Origin of the sequence: Paraburkholderia tuberum STM678, from assembly GCF_902833905.1 — a bacterium.
GTDB lineage: Bacteria > Pseudomonadota > Gammaproteobacteria > Burkholderiales > Burkholderiaceae > Paraburkholderia > Paraburkholderia tuberum.
In genome coordinates, this window is record NZ_CADFGP010000044.1 from 45,846 (window position 1) to 66,773 (window position 20,928).

The 20,928-nt window shown below is 63.2% G+C and carries 16 protein-coding genes and 2 pseudogenes; 4 read left to right on the forward strand and 14 right to left on the reverse strand.

The features are described from left to right. Positions 1–13: 13 nt before the first annotated feature. From HWY30_RS29955 to coq7, 7 genes are all read right to left on the reverse strand, one after another. Positions 14–1,426, reverse strand: coding sequence for a UDP-N-acetylmuramoyl-tripeptide--D-alanyl-D-alanine ligase (locus HWY30_RS29955; protein WP_090801970.1), 1,413 nt, complete (start codon positions 1,424–1,426; stop codon positions 14–16). Beyond that, positions 1,423–2,985: a UDP-N-acetylmuramoyl-L-alanyl-D-glutamate--2,6-diaminopimelate ligase gene (locus HWY30_RS29960; RefSeq protein WP_090801972.1), complete on the reverse strand. Its 1,563-nt coding sequence runs from the start codon at positions 2,983–2,985 to the stop codon at positions 1,423–1,425. Before HWY30_RS29960 ends, HWY30_RS29955 begins: the two co-directional genes overlap by 4 nt. Beyond that, positions 2,982–4,847 (reverse strand): peptidoglycan D,D-transpeptidase FtsI family protein, encoded by a 1,866-nt coding sequence (locus HWY30_RS29965; RefSeq protein ID WP_090801973.1) that lies wholly within the window; start codon positions 4,845–4,847, stop codon positions 2,982–2,984. Before HWY30_RS29965 ends, HWY30_RS29960 begins: the two co-directional genes overlap by 4 nt. Further along, positions 4,844–5,194, reverse strand: coding sequence for a cell division protein FtsL (ftsL, locus tag HWY30_RS29970; protein WP_090801975.1), 351 nt, complete (start codon positions 5,192–5,194; stop codon positions 4,844–4,846). Before ftsL ends, HWY30_RS29965 begins: the two co-directional genes overlap by 4 nt. Beyond that, positions 5,191–6,144 carry a 16S rRNA (cytosine(1402)-N(4))-methyltransferase RsmH gene (rsmH, locus tag HWY30_RS29975; RefSeq protein WP_090801977.1) on the reverse strand — a complete coding sequence of 318 codons (954 nt, stop codon included), beginning with the start codon at positions 6,142–6,144 and terminating at the stop codon, positions 5,191–5,193. Before rsmH ends, ftsL begins: the two co-directional genes overlap by 4 nt. Before the next feature lie 15 nt (positions 6,145–6,159). Then, complete coding sequence (gene mraZ, locus HWY30_RS29980) at positions 6,160–6,588, reverse strand: division/cell wall cluster transcriptional repressor MraZ (protein ID WP_013090620.1); 429 nt, start codon at positions 6,586–6,588, stop codon at positions 6,160–6,162. 458 nt (positions 6,589–7,046) lie between these two features. Next, entirely contained in the window at positions 7,047–7,685 is a 639-nt protein-coding gene (gene coq7 / locus HWY30_RS29985; protein ID WP_090801978.1) for a 2-polyprenyl-3-methyl-6-methoxy-1,4-benzoquinone monooxygenase, read from the reverse strand. Positions 7,686–7,988: 303 nt separating this feature from the next. On the opposite strand from coq7, the gene HWY30_RS29990 reads away from it, so the two are divergent. Further along, complete coding sequence (locus HWY30_RS29990) at positions 7,989–9,185, forward strand: porin (RefSeq protein ID WP_090801980.1); 1,197 nt, start codon at positions 7,989–7,991, stop codon at positions 9,183–9,185. A 126-nt stretch (positions 9,186–9,311) separates the two neighbouring features. On the opposite strand, the gene HWY30_RS29995 is transcribed toward HWY30_RS29990, so the two are convergent. Both HWY30_RS29995 and HWY30_RS30000 read right to left on the reverse strand, forming a co-directional pair. Continuing rightward, entirely contained in the window at positions 9,312–10,985 is a 1,674-nt protein-coding gene (locus HWY30_RS29995; protein WP_090801981.1) for a long-chain fatty acid--CoA ligase, read from the reverse strand. A 147-nt stretch (positions 10,986–11,132) separates the two neighbouring features. Then, positions 11,133–13,211 (reverse strand): molybdopterin-containing oxidoreductase family protein, encoded by a 2,079-nt coding sequence (locus HWY30_RS30000; RefSeq protein ID WP_090801983.1) that lies wholly within the window; start codon positions 13,209–13,211, stop codon positions 11,133–11,135. Between the two features lie 187 nt (positions 13,212–13,398). Between HWY30_RS30000 and HWY30_RS30005 the strand changes: the two genes are divergently transcribed. Beyond that, positions 13,399–14,595 carry a M20 aminoacylase family protein gene (locus HWY30_RS30005; protein ID WP_090801984.1) on the forward strand — a complete coding sequence of 399 codons (1,197 nt, stop codon included), beginning with the start codon at positions 13,399–13,401 and terminating at the stop codon, positions 14,593–14,595. Positions 14,596–14,598: 3 nt separating this feature from the next. Beyond that, positions 14,599–14,975, forward strand: a pseudogene (locus HWY30_RS41945) (IS3 family transposase); the annotation flags it as partial. A 41-nt stretch (positions 14,976–15,016) separates the two neighbouring features. On the opposite strand, the gene HWY30_RS30010 reads toward HWY30_RS41945, so the two are convergent. Together HWY30_RS30010 and tnpC are read right to left on the reverse strand one after the other, a co-directional pair. Next, positions 15,017–15,610 carry a plasmid pRiA4b ORF-3 family protein gene (locus HWY30_RS30010; protein WP_090805475.1) on the reverse strand — a complete coding sequence of 198 codons (594 nt, stop codon included), beginning with the start codon at positions 15,608–15,610 and terminating at the stop codon, positions 15,017–15,019. 2 nt (positions 15,611–15,612) lie between these two features. After that, positions 15,613–16,359, reverse strand: a pseudogene (gene tnpC / locus HWY30_RS30015) (IS66 family transposase); the annotation flags it as partial. A 167-nt stretch (positions 16,360–16,526) separates the two neighbouring features. Between tnpC and HWY30_RS30020 the strand changes: the two are divergent. Continuing rightward, positions 16,527–17,846: an IS4 family transposase gene (locus HWY30_RS30020; RefSeq protein ID WP_167368666.1), complete on the forward strand. Its 1,320-nt coding sequence runs from the start codon at positions 16,527–16,529 to the stop codon at positions 17,844–17,846. A 43-nt stretch (positions 17,847–17,889) separates the two neighbouring features. On the opposite strand, the gene HWY30_RS30025 is transcribed toward HWY30_RS30020, so the two are convergent. The 3 genes from HWY30_RS30025 to istA are packed head-to-tail and all read right to left on the reverse strand — an operon-like array spanning position 17,890 to position 20,361. Continuing rightward, positions 17,890–18,066, reverse strand: a complete 177-nt coding sequence (locus HWY30_RS30025; protein ID WP_244145066.1) for a hypothetical protein — start codon at positions 18,064–18,066, stop codon at positions 17,890–17,892. 35 nt (positions 18,067–18,101) lie between these two features. Beyond that, positions 18,102–18,875, reverse strand: a complete 774-nt coding sequence (gene istB / locus HWY30_RS30030; protein WP_090805477.1) for an IS21-like element helper ATPase IstB — start codon at positions 18,873–18,875, stop codon at positions 18,102–18,104. Then, positions 18,862–20,361, reverse strand: coding sequence for an IS21 family transposase (istA, locus tag HWY30_RS30035; protein ID WP_090801992.1), 1,500 nt, complete (start codon positions 20,359–20,361; stop codon positions 18,862–18,864). Before istA ends, istB begins: the two co-directional genes overlap by 14 nt. Between the last annotated feature and the right edge of the window lie 567 nt (positions 20,362–20,928).

Consider the following 20,928-nt stretch of genomic DNA (forward strand, 5'->3'; position numbering starts at 1 on the left):
GGATCCTTCTATTTCAATGTGCAGCGGGCGTCGTGCCCGCGGCGTTGGGTTGTGGACTCGTAACGGCGTCCACCACGCGCTCCATCTGCATGAAGCGCGAGCCTTTCACGAGAAGCGTTGCGGCAGCGCCGAAGCCGGCCTGCTGCAGTTGCGCGACCAGTGCGCCGACATCGGCGACGTGGTGCGCACCCGCGCCGTATGCGGTGCAGGCGTCGCGCGAGGCGTCGCCCATCGCATACAGCGCGTCGATACCGCGCTCTTTCGCATACGCGCCGATTTCGCGGTGAAACGCCGGGCCGTTGTCGCCGACTTCGCCCATGTCGCCCATCACGAGCACACGCGGCGATTCACGTGACGCGAGCACGTCGATCGCGGCGCGCATCGAATCGGGATTCGCGTTGTAGGTGTCGTCGATCACGGTTGCGCCCGCGAGCGTGCCGAGCACGGCCTGCTTGACCTGCAGACGGCCCTTCACCGCGCCGAACGATTCGAGGCCGCGCTGGATCGCGTCGAGCGACACGCCCGCTGCCAACGCCGCCGAGGCCGCCGCGAGCGCGTTGTGCGCGTTGTGATTGCCGAGCACCTGCAGCGTGACGTCGAGATGGCCTTGCGGCGTGTCGATACTCAAACGCTTGCCGTCGAACCTGCCCTTCACCGCGGCTTCGGTCGTGCGCTCCGCGCTGTTCAACGCGAAATCGATGATGCGACTGCCGGTCGCGGCGACGCGCCAGATGCTCGCGTATGCGTCGTCGGCGGGGAATACCGCCGTGCCTTCCGGCGACAGCGCGTGAATCACGCTCGCGTGTTCGAGCGCGACCGCCTCGACGCTCGCCATGAATTCCTGGTGCTCGCGCTGCGCGTTGTTGACGACGGCAACCGTCGGCTCGGCAAGCTTCGCGAGCTGTTCAGTTTCGCCCGGATGGTTCATGCCGAGTTCGACCACCGCGAGCCGATGCGCGGCATGCAGACGGAACAGCGTGAGCGGAAGGCCGATGTCGTTGTTGAAATTGCCCGCGGTCGCGAGACGCGCATCCGCGCCGACCGCGGCCGCGAAGATCGAGGCGATCATTTCCTTGACCGTGGTCTTGCCGTTGCTGCCCGTGACCGCGACGAGCGGCAGGTCGAACTGACGACGCCAGCCGCGCGCGAGCGCGCCGAGCGCTTCGCGCGTATCGGCGACGCGGATCGCGGGCACGCTCCAGCTATCCGGCGTGCGCGCGACGAGCACCGCCGCGACGTTGCGCTCGGCCACTTGCGGCAGGAAGTCGTGCGCGTCGAAACGGTCGCCCTTGATCGCGATGAACAGATCGCCGGGGCCAGCGCTGCGGCTGTCGGTCGACACGCGCTCGAAGCGCACGCTGTCGTCGCCGGTGACGCTCGCGCCGGGGATCTGCGCGGCGGCTGCACGTAGCGAGAACATGTTCATTCGCCACCTCCGCGTGTTTGTGTGGCGCGCGCGGCGAGCGCGAGGCGGGCGTGGTCCTGATCGGAGAAAGCGCGTTTCTTGCCCATGATTTCCTGTGTGGCTTCGTGCCCCTTGCCGGCCAGCACGATCACGTCTTCGCGCGCGGCGCCGCGGATCGCCTGCAGGATCGCACTCGCGCGGTCCTCGATGCGGCGCGCCTTCGACGCATCCTGCATGCCCGCGGCAATTTGCTCGATGATCGCGAGCGGATCTTCGCTGCGCGGGTTGTCGCTCGTCACGACGACGTCGTCCGCCAGCCGCTCGGCGATCGCGCCCATCAGCGGACGCTTGGTCGCATCGCGGTCGCCGCCGCAGCCGAACATGCAGACAAGTTCGCCGCCGCGCGCGGTCGCGATCGGCCGCAGTGCTTCGAGCGTTTTTTCGAGCGCGTCGGGTGTGTGCGCGTAGTCGATCACGACGAGTGGCTCGTCGTTTAGCAGTCGCCCGCCCAGACGCTGCATGCGGCCGTTCACCGGTTCGAGCTTCGCGAGTTCGGCGAGCGCAGCGTCGAACGGCACGTCCGCGGCGAGCAGCACGCCGAGCACCGCGAGCAGATTGCCGACGTTGAAGAGGCCGAGCGTTTGCACTTCGACTTCGGCGTTGCCCCAGTCCGAGGTGCTCAGATGAAACGCGGTGCCGGTCGCGGTGGCATGCACGTTCGATGCAGTGAGCCACGCGTCGGCTTGCGGTGTGCCGTCAGCGTTGGCGTCGCCATGCTCGCCCTCGATGCCATACCCGATCGTGCGCGCGTGACTACGCGTGCTCGCGAGCAAACGCCGGCCGGCGGCATCGTCGCGATTGATCACGGCCGCGCGCAGCTCGGGCCAGGCGAACAGACGCGCCTTGGCGGCTTCATAGGCCTCGAACGTGCCGTGATAGTCGAGATGGTCCTGCGTCAGGTTCGTGAACACCGCGATGTCGAAAGCGGTGCCGTTCACGCGCCCCTGGTGCAGCGCATGCGACGACACTTCCATCGCCACCGCCTGCGCGCCCGCGTCGCGCAATTGCGCGAGGCTGCGTTGCAATTGCGGTGCGTCGGGCGTCGTGAAGCCGGTGTGCACGAGTTGGCCGACGAGCCCAGTGCCGAGCGTGCCGACGATCGCACAGCGCGTGCCGCGCGCGGACAGCGCCGCGGCGACCCACTGGCTGCACGAGGTCTTGCCGTTCGTGCCGGTGATGCCGACCGCGAGCATCGCGTCGCTCGGATCGCGATACCACGCGCTCGCGATCGTGCCGGCGAGTTCGTTCAACGCCGGCACCGCATGTGCGGCGGCCGCGTCGAGCGTGCCGCTGAAACCTTCGGGTTGCACCAGCACGGCGGCCGCACCGCGCTCGATGGCCGCGTCGATGAATGCGCGGTTGTCCGCGCCATCGACCGCGTACGCGAAGAACGCGTCGCCGGCCGCGAGCGAGCGCGTGTCGGCGTGCAGATGCGCGCCTGGCTGCACGTGTGCGTGCAGCCAGGCGAGGGCGTCGGCGATCTGCCGGTGCGCTGGATGTTGCTCGCGCAGCGCGCTCATCGCTCGACTCCTGGATGATTTTTCGGGTTGGCGGAAATGGTCATCTTCTTCACGCCGGGGCTCGTCGACAGCCTCTTTACCACGGGGGGCGTGGCCGGCGCGCCGGGCGCGGGCGGCGCCGAATCGTCGGACACGACCATCTGCTTGACGGGCATGTCGGGCGGCACGTTCAGCGCGCGCAGCGTATCCCCGGCGATGCCCGAAAACACCGGGCCCGACACCTGGCCGCCGAAGTGGCTACCGGCCGTCGGCTCGTCGACCGACACCGCAACGACGATGCGCGGATTCGGCATCGGCGCCATGCCGACGAACGAGGCGCGATATTTGGAGTGGTCGTAGCCGTGCGGACCGTGCTTGTACGCGGTACCGCTCTTGCCGCCGACGCGATAGCCGGGCACCGCCGCATCCGGCGACGTGCCTTGCGGCGACACCACGGTTTCGAGCATCGCGCGCACTTCACGCGCGGTGGTCGGCGAGAAGATCTGCGGACCGGTGGCCGGCGGGTCGCCCGGCGTGTGGAAAATCGTCACCGGCATGATTTCGCCGTCGTGCGCGATCGCGGTGTACGCGCGGCCGAGCTGGAACAGCGAGACCGACAGGCCATAGCCGTACGACATCGTCGCCTGCTCGATACGGCGCCAGCTCTTCCACGGACGCAGACGGCCCGCCACCGCGCCCGGAAAGCCGACCTTCGGTGCCTGGCCGAGACCGATGCTGGTGTACATGTTCCACATCTCTTCGGGCCGCAACTGCATCGCGATTTTGGTCGCGCCGATGTTGCTCGACTTCTGGATCACGCCGCCGACCGTCAGCACGCCGAAGCCGCTGTCGTCGGTAATCGGCGCGCCGTCGAGTACGAAGTGGCCGTTGCCCGTATCTACCAGTGTAGTCGGCGTCACCCGGTGCAGATCGAGCGCGAGCGACACCGTGAACGGCTTCATGATCGAACCCGGCTCGAACGTGTCGGTCAGGATGCGGTTGCGCAACTGGTCGCCGGTCAGGTGCGAGCGGTCGTTCGGGTTGTAGGTCGGGTAATTGACGAGCGCGAGCACTTCGCCGGTGCGCACGTCGATCACCATCGCCGCGCCGGCCTTCGCCTTGAATTTCTCGACGGCCGCTTTCAGGTTCGTATAGGCGATGTACTGGATCTTGCTGTCGATCGACAGATCGACGTCCTTGCCGTTGTGCGGCACGACCTGTTCGTCGACGTCCTCGATGATGTGGCCCATCCGGTCCTTGATCACGCGACGGCTGCCCGACATGCCCGCGAGCAGCTTCTGGTCGCCGAGCTCGACGCCTTCCTGGCCCTCGTCCTCGACGTTCGTGAAGCCGATCAGGTGAGCGGTGATCTCGCCTTCCGGATAGAAGCGCTTGTACTCGTCGCGCGAGTAAATGCCGGGGATGTCGAGCGCCGCGACTTTTTCTGCGACGTCGACCGGCACCTGGCGCTTCACGTAGACGAAGGTCTTGTCTTCCGACAGCTTCGAGCGCAATTCCCTAGTGGTCATGCCGAGCAGTTTGCCGAGCGCGTCGAGCTTGTCGGCGCCGAGGTCGTCGGGCACCGATTCGGGAATCGCCCAGATTGCACGCACCGGCAGACTCGTGGCGAGCACGAGACCGTTGCGGTCGAGAATCTTGCCGCGCGTGGCCGGCATGTCGATGCGGCGCTGATAGCGGATCTCGCCCTGCTTCAGATAGAACGCGTTGCCCGGGCCCTGAATCCAGAACGCGCGCGCGGCGAGCGCGACGAACGCCATGAACAGCAGGAACACGACGAGCTTCGAGCGCCACATCGGCAGGCGCACCGACAGAATCGGATTGGCCGAAAACGCAACGCTCTTGTGGGCCGACGATTTTTTCATCGCGTGGCTCCGCGACGGGTCGCGACCGGCGCCGAGGCCGGCGCGGAAGTCGGAATGGGTGCGTCGATCGCCGTCGCGGCGCCCGGGGCGAGCGTCAGGTACTGGGTGCGGCCCGTGGTGACCGATTGCATCTTCAGCGAGGCGGTGGCGAGCTGCTCGATGCGCGACGTTTTGGACAGCGCGCTCTGCTGATATTGAAGCTGCGAATAGTCCTGCTGCAGCTGACGCTCCTGCGACTGCGCGCGCTGCAGCTGGATAAAGATCTGACGCTGCTGATTGGTCGCGTTGACGACCGACAAGGCACAGCCCATCACGATGATCAGCAGGAAAATATTGAGGCGGTTCATGGCGCGATCCGCTCCGCCACGCGCATCACGGCAGAACGGGCGCGCGGGTTGCCGGCGACCTCAGCGTCGCTCGCGAATACGCGGCCGATGATCTTGAGCGGAGGGCTCGGCAGGTCGACCGCGCGGATCGGCAGACGGCGATCCACCGCCGGCGTGCTCGCGTGCGCCTGCATGAATCGCTTGACGATCCGGTCCTCGAGCGAATGAAAGCTGATGACCACCAGCCGCCCCCCTTGCTCCAACAACGACAACGCTGCTTCTAGAACGACTTGCAGCTCCGCAAGCTCTTGATTGACGTGAATCCGTATAGCCTGAAAGGTGCGGGTTGCCGGGTCCTTGCCCTTCTCACGGGTTTTGACGACGTTAGCCACGATTTGGGCAAGCTCGCCCGTGCTGACGAGAGGCCCAAGACGGTCGGACTCTGCCCGGCGAGCAACAAGCGCCTTTGCAATCTGAAAAGCAAACCGTTCTTCCCCATAATCTCGTATCACCTCCGTCAATTCCTGCACCGTGGCCCGCGCGAGCCAGTCAGCGGCGGACTCGCCGCGCGTCGGGTCCATCCGCATGTCGAGCGGGCCGTCGGCGCGGAAGCTGAAGCCCCGCTCCGGATCGTCGACTTGCGGCGACGACACGCCCAGATCCAGCAACACCCCCGACACACGCCCTACCCCGCGCTCCGCCATCGCGGCGCGCAGTGAAGCAAAACTCTCGTGGACGATGGCAAAGCGCGGATCGGCGATCTTCTGCGCCGTCGCGATCGCGAGCGGATCTTTATCGAACGCGATCAGCCGCCCTGCTTCACCGAGCCGTTCCAGCACGAGGCGGCTATGGCCGCCACGGCCGAACGTGCCGTCCACATACGTGCCGTCGGCGCGCGTGACCAGCGCATCGACCGCTTCGTTCAACAGCACCGTGCGATGCTGCAATTCGTTTCCCATCGCAGAAGCCATATAAATAAGCCGCGATCAGAACGTGAAATCTTTCAACGCGTCGGGCATGCCCTCGGCGATCGCCGCCTGTTCCTTCGCGGCGTAGATCTGTGCATCCCACAGCTCGAAATGGCGGCCCATGCCGAGCAAGGTCACTTCTTTCTCCAGCGAGCCAGCCGCTCGCAACTCCGGCGACACGAGCACACGGCCTGCGCCGTCCATATCCACATCCATTGCATTGCCGAGAAAAATGCGTTTCCACCAGGCGGCGTTCATGGGCAGCTTGTCGACCTTGTCACGGAAGATTTCCCATTCGGGGCGCGGAAAGAGCAACAGGCAGCCGTCCGGGTGCTTGGTGATCGTCACCCGGCCCTCTGCCTGTGTTTGCAGCGCATCCCGATAACGAGAGGGAATCGACATCCGCCCTTTCGCATCGAGCGTCAGCGCCGACGCCCCTTGGAACACTTCGCTCTCCCCTATTGCGGCGCTGTTTGCGCCGCCCGCCCGGTCCGTGAAAATCTACCCGAAAGTGATGCCGGGAACACACAAAAATACACTTTCTCACACTGTCTCCCACTTTAGAGGAACGCTAAACACGGGTCAAGGGAGCGGCGCGCTTTTCGAGCGGATTTTGTTTGCTAGAACAAGGACTTAGGGCGACTCCTTCACGTCCCGCATAAAAACGGAAAACCGTTATAAATGAATGGGCTAGTGCAACTTGTGAAGGTGATACGTGAAAAGTGCGAGGAAACAGCGCGAATTGAAAGAGATCGTCAAGGGATTCTGAAAGGGAAAGAGGCGGCGTCGCCCGGACCGACGACGAACGGGGCGCGCGGCGCCGTCTCGCTTGCGGAAATGCGTTCAGCGATGGCTGAGGCGATACGTGCGGTGCTCCGGTTAGCGAAGCGAAGCGGGTGAAACGCTCATATGTAATAGGCGGTGCGCGTCATCACCTTCGACATCGCACGCATCAACGCGCGTGCAGGAAACGGCAACTCGATGCCGCCCGCGTCCATCGCGGCCTTGCCGTGCTGCGCTTCATCGATGCGCATCTGCTCGACGATCGCGCGCGATTCATGGTCCGCGGCGGGGAGCTGATCGAGATGACTGTCGAGATGCTGCTCGACCTGGCGCTCCGTTTCGGCCATGAAGCCAAGACTCACGCGATCGCCGAGACGCCCCGCGGCGAGACCGATCGCGAGCGCGCCGGTGTACCACAGCGGATTGAGCAGACTCGGACGCGAGTCGAGCGCCTGGAGGCGTTTGGCGGTCCACGCCAGATGATCCTCTTCTTCCGACGCGGCGTGATCGAACATGGCGCGCAATGAAGGTGAGTCGGTGGCGAGTTTCTGCGCCTGGTAAAGCGCCTGCGCGCACACTTCGCCGACGTGGTTCACACGCATCAAACCCGCCGCATGCGCGCGCTCCGCGGGCGGGAGTTCGGGAGCTTCGGCCGTCGCCGCGGAAGCCTGCGGAAGCGGCAGCGGACGGCTCATCCGCGAGCCCCCCGTCAGTGAGCGTAAACCCCGATCAAACTCGCCAATCAACTCGTCCAGCAACATAAAGCGCTCCCTGATTCGATACCGCCGCATCGTTCCGGAAGGTCCGTGCGACAAGGCCTCGCGACGCGAAACCGGTGGCCCGACAGGCACCAATCCGCATGCAATGGGCGGTTAATTTGCGATTCTAGACCATGTTGCGTAAACGAAACAGCGGCCTTCCGGAGCAACTCCTTTTTCTTTGTTCCATGTATGCCTTTTGTTACATTACGTGGCAACTTCTCGCGAAGTTGGACAGCAAGGCCTTCAGCACTAACTAAATATTTCGCCTTGTACAAAAGATTCGTATTCCTTGGAGATCATTCGATGAAAAAGTCGCTTCTCGCTCTCGCAGCACTGGGCGCATTCGCAGGCGTCGCTCATGCGCAGAGCAGCGTGACCCTGTACGGCATCGTAGACGTTGGTATCAACATGAACACCAACTCGGGCGGTAAGCATCTGTACAACATGTCCAGCGGCGTCCTGCAAGGCTCGCGTTTCGGCCTGCGTGGCACTGAAGATCTGGGCGGCGGTCTGAAGGCCCTGTTCGTGTTGGAAAACGGCTTTGACGTGACCAACGGCAAGCTCGGTCAAGGCGGCCTGATGTTCGGTCGTCAGGCATATGTCGGTCTGTCGAGCCAGTTCGGCACGGTCACGCTGGGTCGTCAGTACGACTCCGTCGTCGACTACGTGGGTCCGTTCGAATCGGGTGATCAGTGGGGCGGCTACATCGCCGCTCACCCGGGCGATATCGATAACTTCAACAACGCGTATCGCACCAACAACACGGTCAAGTACACCAGCAAAAACTACAACGGCCTGACGTTCGGCGGCACGTATAGCTTCGGCGGCGTCGCCGGTGACTTCACGCACAACCAGATCTGGTCGTTGGGTGCTGGCTATAACAACGGTCCGCTGCAATTGGGCTTGGGTTATTTGAACGCGCGCACGCCGGCAGCTTCGGGCGGTCTGTTCAACAACGGCGGCACGATCGCAACGAATACGCCGGCCGTGGGTACTACTGCAGCTAACTTCGCAGTCACGACCCCGATCTACGCAGGCTTCGCATCGGCCAACACGTACCAGGTCGTCGGCGCGGGCGGTGCATACACGTTTGGCGCGGCAACCATCGGCCTGACTTATTCGAACATCCAGTTCGGCAACCTCGGCAAGACGTTCGCGTCGCCGTTCGCTGGCCAGAAGGCAACGTTCAACAACGGCGAAATCAACTTCAAGTATCAGTTGACCCCGGCACTGCTGGTCGGCGCAGCGTATGACTACACGCGCGGCGAGCAGATCGAAGGCAACTCGCGTGCTCAGTACCACCAAGGCGCGCTGGGCGTGGACTACTTCCTGTCCAAGCGTACCGACGTGTACCTGGTCGGCGTGTACCAGCACGCTTTGGGCGACACGGTCAACGCAACGGGTCAGGTGGTCGCAGCAACGGCAGGCATCAACGGCCTGACCGGTTCGACGAGCAGCAACCAGTTCACGGCTCGCATCGGTATCCGTCACAAGTTCTAATAAGTCGTAAAAAAACGCAGTTTGTCTCAAAGGCGCCTTCGGGCGCCTTTTTTTATGCGCGGATTTTGTACGGGCAACAAAAAGCCCGGCGCACTTTCGTGCGCCGGGCTTTTGTTTTTCGCTCGCTTAAGCCCTGCCGTCGCGCAACTCGCGGCGCAGGATCTTGCCGACATTGCTCTTCGGCAACTCGGTGCGGAATTCGACGACCTTCGGCCGCTTGTAGCCGGTCAGTTGCGTTTTGCAGTATGCGAAGATCTGTTCGTCGGTCAGCGACGGATCCTTTTTCACGACGAACAGCTTCACTGCCTCGCCGGAATGCTGATCCGGTACACCCACCGCCGCGACTTCGAACACACCCGGCAGCTTTGCGACGACGTCCTCGACTTCATTCGGATACACGTTGAAGCCGGACACCAGAATCATGTCCTTCTTGCGATCGACGATCTTCACAAAGCCGTCCGCGCCCATGATGCCGACGTCGCCTGATTTAAAGAAGCCGTCCGCCGTCATCACCTTGGCGGTTTCGTCGGGCCTGTTCCAGTAGCCCGCCATCACCTGCGGGCCGCGGATGCAGATCTCGCCGGACTGGCCGGGCGGCACTTCGTTGCCTTCGTCGTCGCGGATCGAGACTTCGGTCGACGGCAGCGGCAGGCCGATCGTGCCGTTGTATTCGGTGGCGGTGACCGGATTGCAGGTCACGCACGGCGACGTTTCCGACAGCCCGTAGCCCTCGACGATCGGCGTGCGCGTCAGCTCGAACCAGCGCTTCGCGACCGCCTCCTGCACCGCCATGCCGCCGCCGTTCGCGGTCAGCAGCTTCGAGAAGTCGAGCTTATGGAAGTCGGGGCTGTTCAACATCGCGTTGTAGAGCGTATTGACCGCGGGAATCGTCGTGATCGCATACCCCTCGAGCGACTTGATCATGCCGGGGATATCGCGCGGATTCGGAATCAGCACGCCGAGACCGCCGGTGCGGATCGTCAGCAGCCCGCACACGGTCAGCGCGAACACGTGATACAGCGGCAACGCGACGACCGTAATGAACTGATCGATATCCGTGCGGTTCGCGCGCACCGGATTGAGCCAGACCTCCGACTGCAGCACGTTCGCGATCAGGTTCCGGTGCAGCAGCGTCGCGCCCTTGGCCACGCCGGTGGTGCCGCCAGTGTATTGCAGGAACGCGATATCGTCGGGCCCCTGCCGGACCGGCTTGAACGTCAGACGTGCGCCCTCCGAGAGCGTGTCGTTGAACTTGACGTGCCCAGCCAGGCTCCACGCCGGCACCATCTTCTTGACCTTGCGCACGACGAAGTTCACGAGCGGGCCTTTGATGCCCATCAGGTCGCCCATCGCCGCGACGACCACATGCTTGACCGCCGTATTGCGCACGATTGCTTGCAAGGTCCCCGCGAAATTCTCGAGCAGAATGATCGCCTCAGTGCCGCTGTCCTTCAGTTGGTGCTCGAGTTCGCGCGGCGTGTACAGCGGATTCACATTCACGACCACATAGCCCGCGCGCAGAATCGCGGCGAGCGCGACTGGATACTGCAGCACGTTCGGCATCATGATCGCGACACGCGAGCCGCGCGTGAGCCCTTTCGACTGCAGCCACGCTGCAAGATTGCGCGAAAGTTCGTCGAGTTCACCGTAGCTGATCTGCTTGCCCATGCACACGAACGCCGGCTTTGCGCGGTGTTCGCGAAAGGCTTCCTCGAGCAACTCGGCCACCGACGAATAGCGTGTCGGGTCGATCTCTGCTGGAACGCCGGGCGGATAAGATTTCAGCCAGATTTTCTCCATGCAGCGTCTCCTGAATTATTTTCGAATGGTCGTGCTAAAAACGCATCGTAGCATGGCCATATTGCGGCCAATGGGCAAAGCGATGAGGTTAGACGGCAGCCTCGAACTTGCGAGGCTGGGCGCCAGCTTCAATGTGCGGCGAGGCTTTCAGGCCCGCTCGACGTCGACGAGACAGTCGTAAAACGTCGCCGAACCGCCGAGATCGGTGAGTGCCTGGCTCGTCAACTGGTTCGCGTTGCGGCCGTCCGGCGCGAGCTTCTTCCACCAGATCGACAACCCGACGACCAGGCCTTCGCGCGCCCGGTCGGTCACGCGGGCACGCGCTTGCATCAAGCCGCGGTCGTTGAAGATGCGCACCTGATCGCCGTCGCCGATGCCGCGCGCGTGCGCGTCGGCAGGGTGGATGTCCAGATGCGGCTCGCCTTCCGTCGCGCGCAGACTCTCGATGTTGACGAAGGTGCTGTTCAGGAAGTTGCGCGCGGGCGGTGAAATCATCGCGAGCGGATAGCGGACCGCCAGTTCGGGCGCGCCGTCGGCCGATTCGTAGGGCGGCAGGTAGTCCGGCAGCGGGTCGAGGCCCTGTTGCGCAAGGCGCTCGCTGTAGAACTCGCACTTGCCGGATGGCGTGCGAAAACCACCGTCGGCAAATGGCGCGTCAGGCACATTGAGACGGGCCCAGCCGGCTTGCTTCAGCATCGGCCAGTCGACACCGTCCAGCGTCTTGTCGTCCCAGCGAAATGCGGCTTGCGCGACGGCTTCGTCGCTGTCGAAGAGCGCCGGTTCCGTCATGCCCATGCGGCGCGCGAGGCTGCGGAAGATCTCGGTATTCGGCCGTGCGTCGCCGAACGGCGCGATGGCGGGCAGGTTGACCATCACGTGCGTGTGACCGTACGACTTGTGCACGTCGAGATGCTCGAGCTGCGTCGTGGCAGGCAACAGCAGGTCGGCATAATCCGCGGTGTCGGTCTGGAAATGCTCGAGCACGATCGTGAACAGATCCTCGCGCCCAAAACCCGCCGCGACGCGTTCGGAGTCCGGTGCGACCGCGACCGGATTCGAGTTGTAGACCACGATCGCCTCGACCTTGGGGCCGAACGTCGCGTCGCCCGGATGCAGCAACGCGTCGCCGATCGCATTCATATTGATCACGCGGCTCGGCTTCGACGGCCAACCCGGCATCAGGTCGGGACGCTGCAACGCGTGCGAGTCGACCGGTGCCCAACCGCTCGACGACAGCAGCGCCCCCCCCGCGCGCTCAAGCCATGCGCCGGTCAGCGACGGTAGACACGCGATTGCGCGCACCGCATTGCCGCCGCCACGCACCCGCTGCAGCCCGTAGTTCAAGCGGATCGCGGCTTTCTTCGTGCTGGCGTAAAGTCGCGCAAGATCGGCGATTTCCTCTTCTTCGACACCACAGATTTCACTAACCCGAGACAATGGATAGCTGAGCGCACGCACCTTCAAGTCGGCGAAGCCCAGCGTGTGCGCCGCGATGTACTCGTAGTCGAGCAGATTCTCGGTAATCAGGACATTCATGATGCCGAGCGCGAGAGCGCCGTCTGTGCCTGGCTTTAGCGCGATGTGTTGATGGCATTTCTCCGCGGTCAGCGAGCGATACGGATCGATTGCGATCAGCTGGGCGCCGCGACGTTTGGCTTCCTGCGCGCGCGTCCAGAAATGCAGATTCGATGCGATCGGATTCGCTCCCCAGATCAGGATCACCTCGCTCTCGGCGAAAAACTCGGTGTGCATACCGATGCCGGCGCCGTACGTGTATTTGAGGCCGGCAGCGCCGGCCGCCGCGCAAATCGCGCGATCCAGCTGCGAGGCGCCGAGCTTGTGGAAAAAGCGTTGCGCGATGCTATCGCCCTGCACCAGGCCCATCGTGCCCGCGTAGCTGTAAGGCAGAATCGCTTCCGGCGCGCGACGGACAATCTCGCCGAGGCGGCTTGCGGCAAGGTCGAACGCTTCGTCCCAGTTGATTGGCTCGAAACGGCCCTCGCCCTTGCGGCCGACACGCTTCATGGGCGTCGTCAATCGGTTCGGATGGTATACACGCTCCGCGTAACGACTGACCTTTGTGCACAGCACGCCCTGAGTCGGCGGATGGTCGGGATCGCCGGCGACCTTGATCGCCCGTCCATTGTCGATGGTCACGCGCATCGCGCAGGTGTCGGGGCAATCGTGCGGGCACACGGCGCGCGCGAATTCGGTCGGGGCGTTCATCGGCAATGTGTCCTGGCGAGCAGTAAGCGGTCGCGCAAAGTGGAATTTTATTACGTCTATAGGCCGCCGACCTCGGTGGCGCCACCAAAAATGCCTTCGGCGTAGAATGAATTATCCGCAGTGCCCGGGCCGACGTGGTCCGCGGCGATCTCATGCTCGTCAAGCACAAACGCATAATCACTCAATTATGAAACTCATCCCCGAAATTCAGGCCGCTCGTGGCGAAATCCAGACCCTTCGACGAACCATCCATGCCCACCCGGAGCTGCGCTACGAAGAGACGGCGACTGCTGATCTCGTCGCGCGTTCGCTCGAGTCCTGGGGCATCGAGACCCACCGTGGTTTCGGCAAGACGGGCGTGGTCGGCGTATTGAAACGAGGTAACGGCTCGCGCGCGATTGGTCTGCGAGCCGACATGGACGCGCTGCCGATCCAGGAGCTCAACAGCTTCGATCATCGGTCGACGAACGACGGCAAGATGCATGCGTGCGGGCACGACGGGCATACGGCGATGCTGCTCGGTGCCGCGCACTACCTGGCCAAACATGGTGCTTTCGACGGCACGATCGTGTTCATTTTCCAGCCGGCTGAAGAGGGCGGCGCCGGCGCGAAGGCTATGATCGACGACGGCTTGTTCAACAAATTCCCCGTGGACGCCGTGTTTGGCATTCACAACTGGCCGGGCATGCCGGCGGGCCACTTCGGCGTAACCGAAGGCCCGATCATGGCGTCGAGCAATGAATTTCGCATCGAAATCAAGGGCGTCGGCTCGCATGCAGCGCTACCGCACAATGGCCGTGATCCGGTCTTTGCGGCGGTGCAAATTGCCAACGGGCTGCAAAGCATCATCACGCGAAACAAAAAGCCGCTGGATACTGCGGTATTGTCGATAACGCAGATACATGCGGGCGATGCGGTCAATGTGGTACCGGACGACGCTTGGATCGCGGGGACCGTTCGGACCTTCACTACAGAAACGCTCGACCTGATCGAGTCACGCATGCGCAAGATCGCGCATAGTACGGCCGAAGCATACGATTGCTCCGTTCAGGTCCAATTCCACCGGAACTATCCCCCGACGATCAACAGCAGCGAGGAAGCGCGTTTTGCGGCGTCGGTCATGAAAGAGATCGTTGGCGCGGAAAATGTCGATGACGCGGTTGAACCGACCATGGGTGCCGAAGATTTTTCGTTCATGCTGCTGGCGAAACCGGGTTGCTATGCGTTTTTGGGCAACGGCGATGGCGGCCACCGCGAGGCGGGCCACGGCGCGGGCCCTTGTATGCTGCACAACGCGAGTTATGACTTTAACGACGAGTTGTTGCCGGTGGGATCGACGTATTGGGTCCGACTGGCGCAGAAGTTTCTGGCGCAAGGGAAGTAGAGAGTTGATGCGTCGGAGCTGAGGGATGCGCTGAAGCAAATCATGGAACTCCAGCAACTGCTCGGCAAAAAGACAATGGAGAACGAGATTCTCCGTGAGGCGGTGGAGGTGGCGAAGTCGCGAAAATGGATTGCGCGCTCAACCTCATTGCCGGGGGACGAGCAGTGAAGCAGGTCTGCGACGTTCTCGGTGTAGCGCGCTCAAACCTGGCGTCAAGGCTTGCACGTCCAGCCGACTGGCAGGATGGACGCAGCGCCAGGAAGACGGACGATGCCGGGCTGGTCGAAGAAATACGGCTGACCGTCACTGACCTGCCGAGCTATGGTTATCGCCGGGTCTGGGGTATATTGCGTCGGCAGCGGGAGAACCAGTTGAAAAGCGTTGAGGCGGGGTAAGCGACATTTGAAGGCCGCCTTGACGATCAGAATTTGATTTCGAAGAGGCGTTCGTTGACGCTCTGGAGGTCAAAGGCAGCAGGATCGAAACTACCGCCGCACCAGTCGAGCAACCGCTGGTGTTCGTCATGAGCCGGATCGATGATCGCGTCGAGGAACTCGATGTAGCCGGGTACGCCGCCAACATCCTCCGGCGGACAGGCATTGCGGCCGTCCAGGCAGATGGGCGAGCGCAACTCAGGATCAGGCGGCAGGACCTTCTCGACCTTCACGCGATGCTGCCAGTTGTCACCGTAATCGTAGATGTAGGTGAATGACTTCAGCGCACCGAGCGCACGGCCCAGGTTCACCCGCGCTTCGTTGAGCATCGGCGGGTCACTCGGGAAGTCCGGATCGGGCATCCCGTAGTTGGTGTCGCCGAACACGAATTCGTGCAGGTGGCCGCCATCCCAGCCCATCGCCCACAGCAGCACGACGTGCAACTTCGGCAGCTTGATCGAGGCGGGGGCCAGTACCCGTCTCCAGACCGCTGGCTTCAGATACTTCAGCTCGATGTGCAGCTGGTAGACCGGTACCTGTGAATTGACCGCGCGTAACGCGGGTTTGCGAGTCGATGCCATCGTCATGCAGCCTGACGGACCGGCTGCTCCACCGGCATCAAATGCCACGGCGGCAACGCGTCGATCCGGTTGATGGGATGATCGGCGATGCGCTCGAACACCATACGCAGATACGCATACGGTTCGATGCCATTCAGGCGTGCCGTTCCGATCAGGCTGTAGATGACCGCCGCACTCTGTCCACCGCCATCAGAACCTGCGAACAGATAGTTGCGCCTGCCGAGAACCAGCGGCCTGATCGATCGCTCCGCGGTGTTGTTATCTATCTCGATGCGCCCGTCTTCACAGTAGCGCACCAGCGCGTGCCAGTTCCCCAGCGCATACCGGATGGCCTTGCCAGGGCCCGACTTCGCCGAGACCTGCGCGAACGTATGTTCCAGCCAGTCCTTCAGTGTGCCTGCGAGCGGCAATGCCCGCGCCATGCGCACGGACTGCCGGACCTCCGGCTTGCGGCCGCGCACCTCGCGCTCGATGGCATACAGGGCTGCGATGCGGCTGAGTGCCTCCTGCGCCACTGGCGAACGCTCCAGTTCGTACAGGTCGTAGAACTTACGCCGCACATGCGCCCAGCATGCTGCCTCGATGATCGTGCCATCGCGGTACAGCGCATCGTAGCCACTAAAGGCATCCGCCTGCAGGATGCCTGACCAGCCCTGCAGATGCGTACGGGGTCGCTCTCCCTTGCGGTCGGGCGAGTACTGGTACCAGACCGCCGGGGGTGCCCGGCTGCCCCCCGGCCGGTCGTTGTTAGCGCCGGTGTAAAAGCGACGTTAAACGACGACGCAAGGTTGAGCGAATCAGTCAAGAACAAAGGGGCCGCGCGGCCTAATGCCGTTCAGTTAAGCGACTGAACGGCATTTTTGTTTTGGCGCAAACCGGTTGTAAACGGGACGCGGCGATGTTAACTTTCATCGCCATGCTGGTCGATGATCTGCGCCTCCTTGTTGAATCCCGGCCGCCGCTCGATTGGGGCCGGCTGGGTCAGCATCTGCCATACGAATGGATCGAGTATGCAGTGCAGGCCAGTGGCAGTGCCAGCGTACGTCGGCGTCGGCTGCCCGCGCAACAGGTCGTATGGCTTGTGATAGCGCTCGCGCTGTACCGGCACCAGTCGATCAGCGAGGTTGTCGATGAGCTGGACCTTGCGTTACCTGTGGCCGATGCGTCGTTTGTCAGTAAGAGCGCCATCACCCAGGCGCGGCAGCGCGTCGGCGCGGCGCCACTGGCGTGGCTGTTTCACGAATCAGCCAGAAACTGGGTTGCGCAGGACCAGGACCAATACCTCTTCAAGGGATTCTCGCTGTTCGCGATGGATGGCACCACGCTGCGCACCGCCGACAGTGCCGCCAACCGCAGGCATTTCGGCGCCTCTGCCGCCGCCCATGGCCGCATTGGCAGCTATCCCCAACTGCGCGCGGTAACGCTCACCGCGCTTGCAACGCATCTGGTGCGTGATGCCGTGTTCGGACCTTACGACATCAACGAGATGGTCTCGGCGCGCGAACTCATTCCTCGCGTGCCGGCCAATTCCATCACCGTATTCGACAGAGGGTTCATGTCGGCCCAGCTCCTGTGCAATCTGGTCTCGGGCGGCGAGAACCGGCATTACATCATCCCGGCTAAATCCAATCTGCGATGCGAGGTCGTGAGCGGGCGCGACGGTGACCAGATCGTGCGTATGCGAGTCTCGCCGCAGGCCCGCGCGAAATGCCCGGATTTGCCCGAATCCTGGCAAGCGCTCGCCGTGGATGCCCGTGGACGGCAACGGACGCTGCTGACGTCCCTGACTGACCGAAGACGTTTCAAGGCTGCCGACATCGTGTCGTGCTACGAGCGTCGCTGGCAGATCGAGACCAGCTACCACGTGTTGAAGCAGTCGATGCTGGGCATGGAGCTGACCCTTCGCAGTCAGACCGTGGAAGGCGTCTATCAGGAATTCTGGGGCGCGCTGATCGCCTATAACCTGATACGTCTGGAGATGGCCAAAGCCGCACTGGCGGCCGGACATGCACCCGATGAACTGAGCTTCATCCGCGCGTTCCACACCATTCAGTACGAGATGACATGGGCGGCCGTGACGCGCTCGTACGGCAAACTGCCCGCGCTGCTCAAGCGCCTGCGTGAGCGGCTCAGGCAACTTCCCAATGAGAAACGGTCCGGGCGCAGTTGCGCTCGAACCGTCAAATCCCGACCGTTTCGTTATACCGTTCGAGTCCTTAAAAGAGACCTTAACTGAACGGCATTAGGCCGCGCGGCCCCTTTGTTGTGCGCGCCGTCGATCAGAACGGCGGGTCGTGCTCGTTGAATGGCAGCTCGCGTTGGCGGCGATCTTCGCGCAGGAGCTGCTGTATGTCGGGCAGATAGCGCGCGCAGATGACTTCGCGCAAGTCGTCGAGTAGTTCGAACACGGCGAGCGCCTGCTCGGGCGTCCAGTCATCCGGGACGATGAAGCTCAAGCCGCGCGTTCGGCCGGAAGGCAACGGCGGGGCGTTCACGACGACTCACCTCCCTTTGCAGATTTGCCGGGGCTGCGCTGGCGGGCGCGTTTGTCGGCTCGCTCACGCGCTTCCTTCAGGCGGTACGATTCACCTTCGATCGAGATGACCTCGGCGTGATGCACGAGGCGATCGACGAGCGAGACGACACAGGCGGCGTTGGGGAACACTTCGTGCCATTCGGCAAACGGGCGATTCGATGTAACGATCGTGCTGTTGTTCTGGTATCGCCTGCTGATCAACTCGAACAGCAGGTCGGCGTGGCGATTCGAGTAGGAGAGATAGCCGACCTCATCGATCACAAGGACGTCGGGCGCCGCATAGCGGCGCAAGCGTCGGCGCAGCGTTGAATCGCTATCGAGTGCCGCGAGTTCGCCCAACATGTTTCCCTCGGTAGTGAACAGTACCGTGTGCCCATGCACGAGCGCCTGATGCGCGACGTTCCTGGCCAACGTCGATTTGCCCACGCCGTTCGGGCCGATGAGCACGACGTTGGCTGCGTCCTTCAGGAACCCCAGCGTCATCAGCTCTTCGATGGCGCCGCGATCACACCGCGACGGCCAACTCCATTCGAAGTCGCACAACGCCTTGAAGCCACCCAGATGCGCTTCCTTGATGCGCCGCTCGAGTGATCGGCGCGCCCGTTCGTCTTCCTCCCACTGCACCAGCGGCGCGACCCACGGCTCATGCGCAACTTCGGGCCAGTGGGCAAGCAGCCCGTGCAAACGCAATTCCTGCGCGCGCGTACGCAATGATTCAAGCGAGCTCATCGGAGCCTCCGGCAAGTTGGTCGTAGGTATCGAGCCGGTGGGGTTGAACCGGCGTGTCCTTCTGGCGTACGTGTGGCGGCAGGCATACGGCCAGCGGCGGGGGCAATTGACGCGCTTCGCGACGTCGCTCCAGCGCCAGGCGCACGGCATTCGGGTGCGGCACACCGCTTTCGAGCGCATCGCCGATCGCGGCCTGCAATTGCGCGGCACCGTAGCGTTCAAGCAGGCGCAGCAACGACGCCGTGATGGTGCCCAGGTTCGAATTGCGTTCGGCCGCGCGGCGCAGCAGATCCTGACTGGCGGGTGCAGCCTTGGCCAGGCGGTCCATGCCGCGATGATGACGGGCCTCGCGTTTGACGCCGACCAGTGTCTCGATGTGAACGGGCTCTTCGATTTGCGCGCCGCGATCGAAACTGCGAACGTGGTGCGCAATGATCTCGGCGCCATCGAGCACGCGTACCTGTTCGAGATCGGCGCGTACCGTGAGCGTGCGCCGCACGTGCGTGTGTGGAATCGAGTAGTCGTTCAGATCGAAGCGTATGTAGGGCGTCTTGCCGACTTTGACGGCGAGCGTTTCCTCGACGGGATACGGATTCTCCGGTAGTGCGAGCAGCATCGGCTTCTCCTGCGCCAACGCCTGGCGCACACTGATCGCGCGATCTTCCGGGCACGGGCGATCGGCCGCTTGTGTGCGGCACCAGTGCTCGGCTTGCGCATTCAGATCGTGCAGATCGGCGAACTGCCGTGCCGCAAAGAAGGCATCGCGAACATGGCGAATCGCACGCTCAACGCGCCCCTTCTCATTGCCACGCGCAATGGCCACCGGTCTCGGCTCGAAACGATAGTGCGCGGCGAAGGCGAGCAGCGTCGGGTGGAAACGAATGGCGTCGCCCTGGCGTTCAAGTACGGCGCTCTTGAGGTTGTCGTACAGGATGATCCTGCCAAGTCCGCCCCAGTGCGTGAAGGCACCGATATGACCGCGCAGGAAGTTCTCCATGCGCGCGTCGAGGAAGAACCGCAGATACAGGTCGCGCGAGTACGAGAGCACCATCACGAAGGCCATCAAGGGCCGGCGCGCGCGGCCGATCTGCAGGTGACCGAAGTGGCCCCAGTCGCATTGCATCTGTTCGCCGGGCAACGTGCGCAAACGTAGATAAGCCTCAGCAGGCGGACGTGGCCGGTGCAGCGAAACCAGATGCCGGAAGTGCGTGGGCCCGCCCTGGTAGCCGCGCTCGCGCACCATGCCGTAAAGGCGGCTGGCCCTGAGCGTCGGATACTTCTCGAGCGTCTGGCGAATGAACGACAGGTACGGCTCGATCATCGAAGGCCGAGGCGCTGGGCCGTGGCGCGGCAAGCCAGCCTGTGCAAGCACACGTTTGACGGTACCGCGATGCACGTGCAGTTGCTGCGCGATCGTGCCACAGCGCCACTTCTCAACGTGATAGAGCCGCAGGATATGGGCTTCGAGTTCAGCGTCAATCGTCACCTTCAGTGCCTCCCCGCAATCGGTAGATGGAATGAGGGGCTCGACGGCGCAGCGGGCCAAGACGCACGAACGGCGAACATGCATTGCCGCATAGATGGCAATGCGTCGTTGCCGGCACCGATACCGCGACACGATGGCGCAGCGCCGCACGCGTCGAGTCCACCGGCAGTAGAGCACTGCATGCCGGCGCTGGTGAACCGTGATGCGTCACTTTATTGAGTCGTGCCCGGTAACGACGGGCGCGATGCGCGTGCGCAAGGCGCCCACGGCGAGAACTCTGATAGCGTTGCCCCGCTTCGCGCACGCTTGCGCGGCGGGCCGCCTGCGCACAGCCGCCGGCGCAGTAGATCTGGCCTCGGTCACAGCGGCGGCAAATGAACACCTGCGCCGGGCAGCGGGCGCATAGGAAGAAACGGCCCGTGGGGAGCCCCTGGGCATTGGCTTCGGTCATCGGCGCTCCGATCGAAACGCCGAAGACTGAAGTTGACCCGCAAAAACGGACATCTATCCTTTGGAGAAGGAGGTGCCGATTATGGCCAAGCATCGTACCCCGTACCCGGCGGAATT

What these genes read in the sequence shown, in the direction of transcription:
- HWY30_RS29955 (WP_090801970.1), bottom strand. Translation starts at nt 1,426, where the DNA reads ATGAACATGTTCTCGCTACGTGCAGCCGCCGCGCAGATCCCCGGCGCG.
- HWY30_RS29960 (WP_090801972.1), bottom strand. Translation starts at nt 2,985, where the DNA reads ATGAGCGCGCTGCGCGAGCAACATCCAGCGCACCGGCAGATCGCCGAC.
- HWY30_RS29965 (WP_090801973.1), bottom strand. Translation starts at nt 4,847, where the DNA reads ATGAAAAAATCGTCGGCCCACAAGAGCGTTGCGTTTTCGGCCAATCCG.
- ftsL (WP_090801975.1), bottom strand. Translation starts at nt 5,194, where the DNA reads ATGAACCGCCTCAATATTTTCCTGCTGATCATCGTGATGGGCTGTGCC.
- rsmH (WP_090801977.1), bottom strand. Translation starts at nt 6,144, where the DNA reads ATGGCTTCTGCGATGGGAAACGAATTGCAGCATCGCACGGTGCTGTTG.
- coq7 (WP_090801978.1), bottom strand. Translation starts at nt 7,685, where the DNA reads ATGTTGCTGGACGAGTTGATTGGCGAGTTTGATCGGGGTTTACGCTCA.
- HWY30_RS29990 (WP_090801980.1), top strand. Translation starts at nt 7,989, where the DNA reads ATGAAAAAGTCGCTTCTCGCTCTCGCAGCACTGGGCGCATTCGCAGGC.
- HWY30_RS29995 (WP_090801981.1), bottom strand. Translation starts at nt 10,985, where the DNA reads ATGGAGAAAATCTGGCTGAAATCTTATCCGCCCGGCGTTCCAGCAGAG.
- HWY30_RS30000 (WP_090801983.1), bottom strand. Translation starts at nt 13,211, where the DNA reads ATGAACGCCCCGACCGAATTCGCGCGCGCCGTGTGCCCGCACGATTGC.
- HWY30_RS30005 (WP_090801984.1), top strand. Translation starts at nt 13,399, where the DNA reads ATGAAACTCATCCCCGAAATTCAGGCCGCTCGTGGCGAAATCCAGACC.
- HWY30_RS30010 (WP_090805475.1), bottom strand. Translation starts at nt 15,610, where the DNA reads ATGGCATCGACTCGCAAACCCGCGTTACGCGCGGTCAATTCACAGGTA.
- HWY30_RS30020 (WP_167368666.1), top strand. Translation starts at nt 16,527, where the DNA reads ATGCTGGTCGATGATCTGCGCCTCCTTGTTGAATCCCGGCCGCCGCTC.
- istB (WP_090805477.1), bottom strand. Translation starts at nt 18,875, where the DNA reads ATGAGCTCGCTTGAATCATTGCGTACGCGCGCGCAGGAATTGCGTTTG.